Source organism: Streptomyces sp. NPDC050504 (assembly GCF_044458065.1).
GTDB lineage: Bacteria > Actinomycetota > Actinomycetes > Streptomycetales > Streptomycetaceae > Streptomyces.
Genome location: NZ_JBITHO010000003.1, coordinates 15,572 through 27,696, shown reverse-complemented (window position 1 = coordinate 27,696; position 12,125 = coordinate 15,572). Strand labels below are relative to the sequence as shown.

The 12,125-nt window shown below is 72.3% G+C and carries 9 protein-coding genes, 1 tRNA gene and 1 riboswitch; of the genes, 5 read left to right on the top strand and 5 right to left on the bottom strand.

Annotated elements, in window-relative coordinates:
* Positions 1 to 135: 135 nt before the first annotated feature.
* Positions 136 to 1,380 carry an MFS transporter gene (locus tag ACIBNE_RS11455; protein ID WP_399271307.1) on the bottom strand — a complete coding sequence of 415 codons (1,245 nt, stop codon included), beginning with the start codon at positions 1,378 to 1,380 and terminating at the stop codon, positions 136 to 138.
* 276 nt (positions 1,381 to 1,656) lie between these two features.
* Here ACIBNE_RS11455 and ACIBNE_RS11450 point away from each other — a divergent pair, with 276 nt between their 5' ends.
* The 5 genes from ACIBNE_RS11450 (at position 1,657) to ACIBNE_RS11430 (ending at position 6,459) form a co-directional block, all read left to right on the top strand.
* Positions 1,657 to 2,040: a hypothetical protein gene (locus ACIBNE_RS11450; RefSeq protein WP_399271306.1), complete on the top strand. Its 384-nt coding sequence runs from the start codon at positions 1,657 to 1,659 to the stop codon at positions 2,038 to 2,040.
* A 526-nt stretch (positions 2,041 to 2,566) separates the two neighbouring features.
* Positions 2,567 to 2,640 (top strand) — tRNA-Met (locus tag ACIBNE_RS11445).
* Positions 2,641 to 2,796: 156 nt separating this feature from the next.
* Positions 2,797 to 3,951, top strand: coding sequence for a PP2C family protein-serine/threonine phosphatase (locus ACIBNE_RS11440; RefSeq protein ID WP_399271305.1), 1,155 nt, complete (start codon positions 2,797 to 2,799; stop codon positions 3,949 to 3,951).
* A gap of 225 nt (positions 3,952 to 4,176) precedes the next feature.
* Positions 4,177 to 4,310, top strand: a riboswitch (cyclic di-AMP (ydaO/yuaA leader).
* An 11-nt stretch (positions 4,311 to 4,321) separates the two neighbouring features.
* Positions 4,322 to 5,359 (top strand): M23 family metallopeptidase, encoded by a 1,038-nt coding sequence (locus ACIBNE_RS11435; RefSeq protein ID WP_399271304.1) that lies wholly within the window; start codon positions 4,322 to 4,324, stop codon positions 5,357 to 5,359.
* Positions 5,360 to 5,514: 155 nt separating this feature from the next.
* Entirely contained in the window at positions 5,515 to 6,459 is a 945-nt protein-coding gene (locus ACIBNE_RS11430) for an aldo/keto reductase (protein WP_399271303.1), read from the top strand.
* 84 nt (positions 6,460 to 6,543) lie between these two features.
* Here the strand turns inward: ACIBNE_RS11430 and ACIBNE_RS11425 are convergent, their stop codons facing one another.
* The 4 genes from ACIBNE_RS11425 to ACIBNE_RS11410 all read right to left on the bottom strand — a co-directional run bounded on the left by ACIBNE_RS11425 (position 6,544) and on the right by ACIBNE_RS11410 (position 11,920).
* Positions 6,544 to 8,010, bottom strand: coding sequence for a PrsW family intramembrane metalloprotease (locus ACIBNE_RS11425; RefSeq protein ID WP_399271302.1), 1,467 nt, complete (start codon positions 8,008 to 8,010; stop codon positions 6,544 to 6,546).
* 144 nt (positions 8,011 to 8,154) lie between these two features.
* Positions 8,155 to 8,961, bottom strand: a complete 807-nt coding sequence (gene trmB / locus ACIBNE_RS11420) for a tRNA (guanosine(46)-N7)-methyltransferase TrmB (protein ID WP_399271301.1) — start codon at positions 8,959 to 8,961, stop codon at positions 8,155 to 8,157.
* A 116-nt stretch (positions 8,962 to 9,077) separates the two neighbouring features.
* On the bottom strand, positions 9,078 to 10,331 hold the full coding sequence (gene lhgO, locus ACIBNE_RS11415) for an L-2-hydroxyglutarate oxidase (RefSeq protein ID WP_399271300.1): 1,254 nt from the start codon (positions 10,329 to 10,331) through the stop codon (positions 9,078 to 9,080).
* A 128-nt stretch (positions 10,332 to 10,459) separates the two neighbouring features.
* On the bottom strand, positions 10,460 to 11,920 hold the full coding sequence (locus tag ACIBNE_RS11410) for an MFS transporter (RefSeq protein ID WP_399271299.1): 1,461 nt from the start codon (positions 11,918 to 11,920) through the stop codon (positions 10,460 to 10,462).
* Between the last annotated feature and the right edge of the window lie 205 nt (positions 11,921 to 12,125).

Below are 12,125 nucleotides of genomic sequence, written 5' to 3'. Positions count from 1 at the left end.
CCATTGGCCTGCCCCTAGGTCCCTATGAGGATGAGGATCCTAGACGTCACCCACTGGCAGCACATTTGCCCTTTTCTTGCCAAGTAGGCGTAACTCGCCATCCACGCGAGGTCAGGTGTGGGTGCCTTCGGTGCGCTACTCCGCTGCCATCGCGTGTCCGCGCGTCGCCAGGGCTGGCAGAGCCGCATCCGGGCGCAGCCGCCGCGAGGAAGCGAGCAGCACGGCAAGCGCCGAGCCCGCCACCATGACGCCCCCCGTAACAAATGCACCGCGAGGCGATGCGTTGACCAGCAAGGGAAGGAGCAGCATCCCGGCCGTGCCACCCGTACGGATCACGGTTTGATCCACGGCCATTAGGCGCAGTCGCTCGGTCGGCGGGAACATGCCGAGGTGCGTCCGCAGGGTGACACTCGTCGCCGGGGTGACCAGACCGGTGAGCAGCGCGAGCAGGATCAGCGCAGGAAGGTGCAGCACCAGGCCCATGCACATGGTCGCTGCGCCTTGCACCGCCCATGCACCGCAGTAGACCGCCAACCAGCCCTCCGAACGGCGGTTGCTCGCCAGCGGGTTACCCAACAGGGCTCCGATTCCCACGGCCGCCGTGACGATCCCGTACACACCTGCCCCGGCGCCGTAACGGGTCGCCAGCAGTGCGGGCATGCCAACCGCCGTTACCGCCGAGCAGAACAGCGCGACGCCATGCACACCGATGGCCAGTCCGACACGGGGATGCGCCCGCAAGACCGGCCAGGCCGGCACCGACTCCCCTGGCCGAACCGGTGCTTCGCCAGCCGTGGTCGCGATACAGCGCGCCAGCCACCCGAGCGCGACCGCCGACACCGCGAACGTCACCCCGTTCAGTGCGAAGAGCTGCACCTCGGAGACGACCAGGAGCAGCAGCCCGATACTCGCCGGGCCCGCGATCCGGGCGATCCGGCCCGTGAGGTCGAGCAGCCCCGTGATCTGTTGCACCTTTTCCGGCTCGACCAGGTCGGGCACCAGGGCTCCGAGGTTCGGATCGAACAGCGCACCCAGTGTGCCGAGCACCAGCACGCCGACAAGCAGCGCAGCGATGCCGTGGCCGTCCGGTGACCACAGGAACGGCAGCGCGACCGCCACCGCACCCCGCGCCCCGTCCACTAACGCCAGAGACCCGAACGAGGAGAACCGGGCAACCACGTGTCGGCCGACTGTCCCGAGCGCGATGTACGGCACAGACTCGGCGACTGCCACCAGGCCCATGAGCGAGGCCGATCCGGTCGACGCGTATACGACCCACATGACTGCGAGCGCATACAGCCGATCACCCAGGACGGACAGGCTCTGTGCCAGCCACAGCACCAGTACGGGCCGCTGCCGCAGCAGCCGCAGGTAACCCATGAGCCCTCCGGGCCGAGACGTGCCAGACCGGGAGCAGTAACCCCAGTCGAATCGGCGCTCACACTAGGGCCAGGGACCACAGCGGAGTTGGGGTTCCCAGGTGCTTCACACGATCGCGGCACAGACGTCCGGCAACGTGCGTATCGAGTCCTGCTGCGAGTGTCTGTGCCAGCTGTGGCCCGGGTGAAGCCAAGAGATGTACCGACCTGGCAGCGCCCCCAGCGCGCCTGTCTGCGCCCTCCCCCGCCAGGTAGTCGCGCAGTACGGTCCGCGAGCATGAGGGGGATTCGCACCTATTGGGGATTCGTGGCTCTTGCCGCGTTGATCGTTGCGTGGGGCAACAGCGACTCGGTGCCACTGATTGCGACTCTGTCGCTCGCCGTTACGGCCTATGCGCTCTTTCAGGTTCCCGTGTGGTGCGGAGCTGTGAATCGAGACGGTCGCACCTACTGCCGGAAGAACGCGTCAGGCATTTTGATGGGGTGCAGCCTGCGTCAGCACCGCTGGCAGAAGATGAAGATGATCGTGCTGCGCAGCAAGGTGGGGGATGTCTCCAGGGCCGTGTTCCCTACGGCCAAGGAAAAGTTCGCTGCGTTCCTGGCTGTGGGTGGGTTAGCTTCCGCAGTCGCAGCGGTCATCGTCCCGGTGATCACTGGGTAGGGCCGAGGCGGATCACGGTAACGGCCCATCCGCCCATGTCAGCACCGTCAAAGTGCGGGAGCGATGCGGGAGCGGACTCCCTTGGATCACCCCCTCGCGGACTCCCCGAGACCACCCCACCTGGACGAGGTACAGCCTCTGACCTGCGCAGGAGTCCGCGAGCGGGATCAAGATCCTCCGAGCTGGACGATCTCCTTTCGACTTTTAATCCGTTGGTTGTCGGTTCGAGTCCGACATGGCCTACCGACCGGAGGGTCGTCACCGACCCTCCGAACCGCACGCACCGCGGCCCGACCGGGACTTCCCGGTCGGGCCGCGGTGCGTTGCCCCGGCGCGGGGTGCTCGCGAGCCCGGTGCGCGCCCATGAGTTCTGACGGGTGCCTGCTGGGCGTCTGACGGGTGCCCGGCGGGTGCCTAGCGGGCGCCCAGCAGGTGCCCGGTGGGTCCCTTTCGGACCCGTCCCGCGCCACCCCGCCGAAACGTGGTTTTGATCTTGCTCCGGATGGCGTAAGGTTGTGTTCACCGACGCGGGGTGGAGCAGCTCGGTAGCTCGCTGGGCTCATAACCCAGAGGTCGCAGGTTCAAATCCTGTCCCCGCTACTGAAGACGAAAGCCCGGATTCCCAGGAATCCGGGCCTTCGTCGTGTCCGTCCCCCGGTTGGCCGACGCGGGCTCGCCGTACGGCGCTCCTGCGGACAGCCTGGACGGGGCGCGGTACCGTCCGCGGCCGTGCGCGGAGCGAGCGGGAGATCACCGGTGGGGCAGAGCGAACGGAGCGGCGAGGAGAAGAGCACCGGAAGGCTCCGGCGGTTCGTGCGGGTGCTGCCCGCCCTGATGATCGTCATCGGGTACCTCTTCGACTCGCTCACCCCTCCCGCGTACACCGCGTCCCCGATCTTCGCCGCCGCGCCCCTCGTCGCCGCCCCCTTCTTCTCGCTGCGCGTCACCGCGCTCACCGGCTTCGCCGCCGTGCTCGCCGTGTTCCTGCTCGACCTCGCCGACCACGGCTCCGGCCAGGTGCAGGCGATCACCGAACTGCTGACCGTCCTCACCGTCGCCGCGCTCGCGCTGCTCATCAACCGCGTCGTGCGCCGCAGCGGCGAGCGCCTCGCCTCCGCGCGCGTCATCGCCGAGACCGCGCAGCGCGCCGTGCTGCCCACGCCCGCGGAGCGCATCGGCGGGCTACAGGTCGCGGCGCGGTACGAGGCGGCGCAGGCGGACGCGTTCATCGGGGGCGACCTGTTCGCCGTGCAGGAGACGCCCCACGGGGTGCGGCTCGTCGTCGGGGACGTGCGCGGCAAGGGGCTCGGCGCGGTGGAGGCGGTCGCCGTCGTCATCGGCGCCTTCCGGGAGGCCGCCGAGCAGGAGAGCTCGCTGGAGGCCGTCGCCGGACGGCTGGAGCGGGCGCTCGCCCGCGAGGGCACGCGGCGGGACGGCCTCGACGCCTTCGAGGGGTTCACCACCGCCGTGCTCGCGGAGGTCCCGCGCGGCGAGGGGGTCGTACGGCTGGTCAACCGCGGCCACCCCGAGCCGCTGCTGCTGTACGCGGACGGGGCGGCCGAACTCCTCGAACCGGGCGAGCACGCGCTGCCGCTGGGCATGGGCGACCTGGGGACGTGGCCGGACCGCTCCGACGTGCGGCCGTTCCCCGCCGGCGCGACGCTGCTCTTCTACACCGACGGGCTCTCCGAGGCGCGGGACGCGGCCGGGGTCTTCTACGAGCCTGCCGCCCGCCTCGCCGGGCGGATCTTCCCCGGGCCCGAGGAGCTGCTCGACGCGCTCACCGACGACGTCCGGCTGCACACGGGCGGCGGGGGCTCGGACGACATGGCGCTGCTCGCGGTGGCGCGCCCGGGAGCGGGCCAGCCCGAGCGGCGCACGACCGTGAAGATCGTCAGCAACGGTACGTAGTCGAAGGGCACCGCTGCGCATAACATTTGACACAACGTCAGAAACCGACCTGTTGCCGGTGTGGATCGAGGGGCACTCAAATTGCCGGGTTTAGGGGTCCTTTGTAGCCATAAGTTCTGGCCGATCCGATGAACGATCAGTGGGAACAGCTTGGAATTCCGTTCGTGTGTCTATTAACGTTCGATAACGCAGCGCGGTCGTCCCAGCCGTCGCAAGAGACGGCGCCGCGCGCGAACGCCGAATTCCGCAAGGGAACCGGGGAACCAATCCTTGGGGTGAATCGGGTCGAACGTGACCCGTAGGAGACCTTCCTGCTCCGAACCCGTCAGCTAACCCGGTAGGCGTGAAGGAAGGAAAGGAGTGCGCCTCCGTGGCGTCCAACAGTCCTGCTCCCGAAGCTCCCTTCGCGACCGGTTTCTCCGGATCCGCCGGTCCGTCGGACGTTCCCGGGGGTGAGGACGAGCGCAGCTGGGGCGAGTGGAACCCGACCGCGGAATCGATTCGTCCGGTCCGCGGCAAGCACCGTGTCGCCAAGCAGCGCGGGCTCGCCCGCAGCTCCACCGTCCTCGGTGTCGGCGTCATCGCGGCCGTCGGCGCGGGCGGCATCGCCACCGCGCAGGACAAGCCCCCGGTCTCCATCACCCTTCCCGACCTGCCGGTCGTCGGCGCCCTCTTCGAGGAGGAGCCGGACGCCAAGACCGAGGCCGCCCAGGCCGCGGACGCCGCCCCCCTCTCCACCGCGGGCGTCACCACCGCCGAGGCGCAGCAGGGCAGCACCGACGCGGGCGAGGCGCTGCGCGCCAGGATCCTCCAGCAGGCCGAGCAGCAGCAGGCGAGCGCCGACGCGCAGGCCGGGGCCGCCGCGAAGGCGGCCGCGGAGAAGGCGGCCGCCGAGCAGGCCGCCAAGCAGCAGAGCGAGGCCGAGAAGAAGGCCGCCGAGGCGAAGCGCAAGGCCGAGGAGGCCGCCAAGGCCAAGGCCGAGGCGGAGCGCCTGGCGAAGCTCGCCGCGAGCTTCTCGCTGCCCCTCTCCTCGTACTCCATCACCGCCGTCTACGGCCAGTCCGGCTCCATGTGGTCCTCGGGCCAGCACACCGGCCTGGACTTCGCCGCCCCCAGAGGCACCCCGCTCAAGGCCGTCCACAGCGCCACGGTCAAGTCGGCCGGCTGGCACAACTCGTACGGCTACCTCACCGTCCTGGAGCTGGAGGACGGCACCGAGGTCTGGTACGCCCACCAGTCCTCGATCTCCGTCAGCGTCGGCCAGAAGGTCAGCACCGGCCAGGTCATCGGCAACGTCGGCGCGAGCGGCAACGTGACCGGCGAGCACCTGCACATGGAGGTGCACACGCCGGGCGGCGGCGGCATCGACCCGGGCGCGTGGCTGCGCTCCAAGGGCCTCACCTACTGAGGTCCCCCGCTCTTCCGAGCCACCGGCGGCTCTGGCGCTCACCCCCCGACGCCAGAGCCGCCGGTTCTTTCGTGCGGTGTGTACGGGTCGTGAAATCGCGCTCAGGACGGGCGCGCGCCGGAATAGCGCGGCTCCCGGGCGAGGTTGATCCGCTCATGACCACACTTCGCCGCCTCGGCGCCTCCGACCTCGCCGTCTTCCCGCTTGCCCTCGGCGCCAACGTCTTCGGCTGGACCGCGGACGAGGAGCAGTCGTTCGCGGTGCTCGACGCGTACGCCGCCGCGGGCGGCAACTTCATCGACACCGCCGACTCCTACTCCGCCTGGGTCGACGGCAACGAGGGCGGCGAGTCCGAGACCGTCATCGGCAACTGGCTGGCCTCGCGCGGCAACCGCGACGACGTCGTCATCGCCACGAAGGTCGGGGCGCACCCCGAGTACAAGGGGCTCGCGCCCGCGACGGTCAAGGGGGCGGTCGAGGAGTCGCTGCGGCGGCTGCGCACCGACCGCATCGACCTCTACTACACGCACTTCGACGACCCCGCCGTGCCGGTGGAGGAGATCGTGACGGCGCTCGACCAGCTGGTGCGCGAGGGCAAGGTGCGGGAGGTCGCCGCGTCGAACATCTCGCCGGAACGGCTCCGTGACTCGCTGGACTTCGCGGACCGCGAGGGCCTCGCCAAGTACGTGGCCCTCCAGCCGCACTACAACCTCGTGTCGCGCGACACCTACGAGGGGCGGCTCCAGGAGACCGCGTCCCGCGCGGGCCTCGCGGCGGTGCCCTACTACGCGCTCGCCGCGGGCTTCCTGACGGGCAAGTACCGGGAGGGCGCGCGGGTGGAGAGCGCGCGGGCCGCGGGGGCCGGCAAGCACCTGGAGACCGAGCGGGGGCGGCGGGTGCTCGCGGCGCTGGACGGGATCGCGCGGGAGCGGGGGGCCGCGGTGGCGAGCGTCGCGCTCGCGTGGCTGGCGGCGCGGCCGACGGTGGTCGCGCCGATCGCCTCGGCGAGGACGCCGGAGCAGCTGCCGGCGCTGCTCGCCGTCGCGGAGCTGGAACTGACGGAGGCGGAGGTCGGGGCGCTGAACAGGGCGTCCGCGTAAGGGGGCGGGTGCCCCGCTCCCGCGCAGTTACCCGCGACCCGTGCAGGGGCGCGGGGAACCGCGCGCTCCTTTGACGCTCCCGGGCTACGCGCGGTACGGGTTGTACCCGGCGTACGGGTAAGGCGCCCCCGGGTACGCCGCCCCGGGGTACGCCGCCCCCGGATGCGGCGCCCTCTGATGAGGCACGGGCGCCCCCATCCCGTACCCCTGCGCCGGTACCCACACCACCCGCCCGGTGACCCGCGCCGCATGGACCAGTGCGGGCCCCGCCACCCCCCGCCGCTCCCACAAGCACCGCAGCAGCTCCTGCTCGCGCGCGACGAACTCCGCCCCCGCCGCCCCCTGGTGCGCCCGGTGCCGCAGGAACGCCAGGGCCGTCGCGTACCCCTCGTACTCCGCGACCGTCCGCGCCGCCGCGGACCCCGTGCCCGCGGGGCCGTACGCCCGCCGCGCGTACTCCCGCGCCACGCGCCGCGCCCTCATCGACGACAGGGCCATCGGCTCCAGCGGCTGCAGCCACCCCGCCGCCGCGTACTCGGGCAGCCGCGCACCGACCGTGCGCAGCTCCCGCTGCCGGGTCCAGACCGCGAGCCAGGTCAGCAGCGCGAAGGCGGGCACCATGAAACCGGCGTAGACGATGTAGAAGCCGTACGGGCCGAACGCGGCGGCCGAGCCGTTCCACAGCGCGTGCACGCCCATCGCCAGCACCAGACCGAGCGACGGCAGCCCCCAGCGGCGTATTCGGCGGCCGCGCCCGGCCGCCCCGGTTGCCGCGGCCCCCGCCGCGATGCCGAAGCCGATGCCGGTCAGGACCGTGAACAGCGGATGCGCGAACGGCGACATGACGATCCGCACGAAGAACGTCGCCGCGGTCACCGACTCGAAGCCGCTCGTCCCGAATTCCTGGTCCTCGCCGAACGCGTTGCCGAGGTAGAGGATGTTCTCGGTGAAGGCGAAGCCCGTCGCGGTGAAGCCCGCGACGACCACGCCGTCCACGATCCCGGTGAAGTCCCGTCTTCGGAACAGGAAGATCAGCAGCACCGCCGCGGCCTTCGCGCTCTCCTCCACGACCGGCGCTATCACCGTCGCGCCGAGGGTGTCCGCGCTCGTCGGATCGGCGGTCGCGGTGGCTATCCAGCGGGTCGCGAAGGTGTTCGCGATGATCGCCACGAGGGCCGCGGCGAAGGCGCCCCAGGAGAACGCGAAGACCAGGTTCTTCCAGGGGCCCGGCTCCACCCGGTCCAGCCAGCGGAAGGCCGCGGCCAGCAGCGGCACGGGCAGCACGGCGAGGCCGAGGCCGACCAGGAACCCCTCGGTGCCGGTCTGCTCCCGGACGAGCGCGAGGATCACCAGGCCCGAGAGCGCGAGCACCGTGACGACCGCGCCCGCGCGCAGCGCCTTGCTGCGCCACAGGCCCGCCATACGGCGCGGGTGGTAGCGCCACCCGGCGCGCTCGGGCACAGCTTCGCAGCGCGGCCGGCTCTCACCGGCGAAGCCGCGCTCCGGTACCGCCGGGTGCGGCTGCAGTTGCTGCGGGGACCTGTCGGACACCCAACGACCCTAACGAGGGACACCGACAACTGTCAGCGGTGCGTCGGAACGCCGTACGGTCCCGGGCCGCGCCGCCTCCCGGTTCGGCCTCCCGCTCGGCCCCCCTGCTCGGCCCCCTGCTCAGCGCCGCGCCCAGTGCCGCGCTCAGCGCCGCGCGAAGAGCAGGTCGTGCACCGCGTGTCCCTTGTCGAGCCCCTGCCCCTCGAAGCGGGTCAGCGGCCGGAACGCGGGCCGGGGCGCGTAGCCGCCGTCCTGCTGGGTGTTCTCGAAGTCGGGGTGCGCGGTGAGCACGTCGAGCATCTGCTCTGCGTACGGCTCCCAGTCCGTCGCGCAGTGCAGTACGGCCCCGGGCCGCATCCGCGTCGCGACCAGCGTCAGGAAGTCCGGCTGGATCAGGCGGCGCTTGTGGTGGCGGCTCTTGGGCCACGGGTCGGGGAAGTAGACGCGTACGCCGTCGAGCGCGTCGGGCGTCAGCATCTCGCGCAGCAGGATGATCGCGTCGCCGTTGGCCACCCGGACGTTGTCCAGGCCCGCGCGGTCCGCGAGGCCGAGGAGGTTGCCCTGGCCCGGGGTGTGCACGTCGACCGCGAGGATGCCGGTCGCGGGGTCGTCGGCGGCCATCTGCGCGGTCGCCTCTCCCATGCCGAAGCCGATCTCCAGGACGGTGCGCTCGACGCCGCCGTCGAAGAGGGCGGCCAGGTCGAGGACGCTGTGCCCGTCGATGTCCAGGCCCCACTTCGGCCAGAGCCGCTGGAGCGCGTCGGCCTGGCCGGGCGTCACCCGGCTGCGGCGCGGCTGGAAGCTGCGGATGCGGCGCTCGTGGTGCGAACCGGCGGGATCGGCGGCGGGGCCGCCGGGGAAACGCGGCTCGCCCTTGGGGCGCCGGAGCTCGGCGGGAGCGTCCGCGGCAGCGGGCACGGACACGGGCGCGGGGTTACGGGACTCAGACACAGTGCGCCAATTCTAGGTCGGGCACGGCCCGCCCTGCCCGTCGGCGGGACGGGCAGGGGCGGGACGGGCACAGCCCGTCCCGCCCCTGCCCGACAGTGCCGCGTCCCCGCGGCCCCTCAGCCCGCCGGAGTGCGGTTCGACGGGGCGCCGCTCCGGCGCCCCCCGACCGCGTCCGCGTCCAGCTCCTCCAGCACCTGCCGGGCCACCTCGCGCCCGATGGGCAGGGAGGCGGTCGCGGCGGGCGAGGGGGCGTTGAGCACGTGGACGGTGCGCGGCGCGCGGCGGATCAGGAAGTCGTCGACGAGCGTCCCGTCCCGCAGCACCGCCTGGGCCCGCACTCCGGCGGGCGCCGGCGTGAGGTCCGCCTCGGTCACCGCGGGCAGCAGCCGCCGCACCGCGTCGGTGAAGGCGCGCTTGGACAGGGAGCGGCGCACCTCTCCCGCCCCGTACCGCCAGTGCCGCCGGGCGATCTGCCAGGAGCCGGGCCACGCCAGCGTGTCCGCCAGCTCGCCGGGCCGTACGGTCGTCCAGTCGTACCCCTCGCGGGCCGTCGCCGGGACCGCGTTCGGCCCGACGTGCACCGATCCTTCGAAGCCCCTGGTCAGGTGGACGCCGAGGAAGGGGAACGCCGGATCGGGCACCGGATAGACCAGGCCGCGCACCAGCTCGGGCCGCGCCAGGTCGTAGTACTCGCCCCGGAACGGCACGATCCGCATCTTCGGGTCGTCCCCGGCGAGCCGCGCCACCCGGTCGCAGTGCAGCCCCGCGCAGTTCACCAGCGCCCGCGCCCGCAGCACGGTGCCCGACGAGGTCCGCACCGCCACGCCCCACGGCCGCCGGTCGACGGCGGCCACCTCGGCGCCGTACCGCACGTCCGCGCCGGACAGCTCCGCGAGCCGCGCCGCCACCGCCTTGAAGTCGCACACGCCGGTCGTCCCGACCCGGATCGCCGCGAGGCCGCGCACCTCGGGCTCCCACTCCGTGATCTGCGCCGGGCCCAGCTCCCGCACGGGGATGCCGTTCTCCCTGCCGCGCTGGACCAGCTCGTGGAGCCTGGGCAGCTCGTCGCGGTCCGTCGCGACGATCAGCTTGCCGGTCACCTCGTGCGTGATGCCGTGCTCCGCGCAGAAGCGCACCATTTCGGCGGCGCCCTCCACGGCGAAGCGCGCCTTGAGCGATCCCGGGCGGTAGTAGATCCCGCTGTGGATCACTCCGCTGTTGCGCCCCGTCTGGTGCCTGGCGGGACCGTCCTCCTTCTCCAGGACGATCACATCGGCCCCCGGCGCCGCCCGCGAGATCGCGTACGCCGTCGAAAGGCCGACGATTCCTCCCCCGACCACCAGCACGTCGCAGTCGTACGCGACGGACATCGCCGCATCACCTCCCCACCCCTGATACTGCACTGCCCCACTGACAACACCCTTGAAACACCAGTTCGGGCGCTATGTGGCCGCAGTGCGGCGCACCCGGCGTCGGATCGCGGTCCGCACCCGGCCCCTCAGGCGGGCGCGACCAGCAGGGGCCTGGCCCGCTCCCGGAGCTCGGCGACCCGGGGCTCGTCGCCGTACGGCTCCAGGCGGTGCAGCAGGTCGCGCACGTACTCCGTGGTCCGCGCCGACGAGATGCGCCCCGCCACCTCCACGGCCCGCACCCCGGCCTCACAGGCCGCGTCGAGGTTCCCGGACTCCAGCTCGGCCACCGCCGACACCACGAGCCGCAGCCCGTGCGAGCGGACGAACTCCTCGGTGGGCCGCGACAGCGCCTTCTCGGTGAAGCGCTGCACCTGCTTGGGCGCCTTCAGGTCGCGGTAGCACTCCGCGGCGTCCGCGGCGAAGCGGTCGTACCCGTAGAAACCCAGCCACTTCGGGTCGGCGTCGCCCTCCCTGGACCGCTCCAGCCAGCCCTCCGCGGCCTTCAGCGCCGCGCCGGCCGCGGGCGCGTCGTTCGCCTTGGCGTGCGCCCGCGCCTCCACCAGCCGGAAGAAGGACATGGTCCTGGCCGTGGCGAGGCCGCGGTTGCGCTCGACCGCCGCCTGCGCGAGGTCCACGCCCTCGTCGGCGAAGCCGCGGTAGGTCGCCTGGAGCGACATCGAGGCCAGTACGTACCCGCCGAGCGGCACGTCGGCGGCGGCCCGCGCCAGGCGCAGCGCCTGGATGTAGTACCGCTGGGCGGCCTCCTGCTGGCCCGTGTCGAACGCCATCCACCCGGCGAGCCTGGTCAGTTCGGCGGTCGCGCCGAACAGCGCCCTGCCCACCTCGTCGCTGTACGTGCCGAGCAGCAGCGGCGCCGCGTCGACCCGCAGGCACTCCGGCACCATCGAGGAACGCCAGTCCCCGCCGCCGTACTTGGAGTCCCAGCGGCGCGCGTCCTCCGCCGCCTCCCGGAGCTTGCCGACGTCGCTGTGACCGACCTTCAGGGGGCCGCCGCCCGCCCCGCCCGACTCGTCCGAACCGTCGGTGCCTTCCGTGCCGTCCGGGTTCATTCCCCTGGCCACCGACGAGTCGGCGGGGGTAATCAGCCAGCGCGACGCGGGAGTCGCGTAGGCACTGACCGAGAACGAGCCCGCCAGCGACTGCCAGATCCCGCCACTGCCCGCGCGCCGCCCCGCCAGATCGAGCCGGTACAGCTCGGTGGCCGACTTCACCGCCTCGCCCACGTCGCGCGGGAACGCCAGACCCACCTCGGGCGCCGGGTCCGCGTCCGCCAGCCCGATCTCGTGCAGCGGCACGGGGCGGCCGAGCTTGGCCCCTATGGCGGCGGCGATGAGATGGGGCGCGGCGCCCTGCGGCACCATGCCCTTGGAGACCCATCTGGCGACGGAGGTCTTGTCGTAACGAAGGGTCAGTCCGCGCTGCGCCCCGAGGTCGTTGACCCGCCTGGCGAGCCCGGCGTTGCTGATTCCCGCGAGGGCGAGAACGGTGCCGAGCTTCTCATTCGGCCCGCGTAGTTCTCTGGACATGCGCCCCACCCCTCGACACACAGACGGCCGCCGCGGCCCGGCATAGGCGCGCGGCATTCGTAAACCCAGCGTAGTTCGCCGGATCCCTACCGTTAAGTGCCCGACTGTCGTATGGCGGGATTGTGGTCCGGAGACGAGGCCGTACGGACGTGCGAAGCGGAGGCGGCGTGCTCCGGCTGTGTGGCCGTGCGCCCGGCCGTGCGCT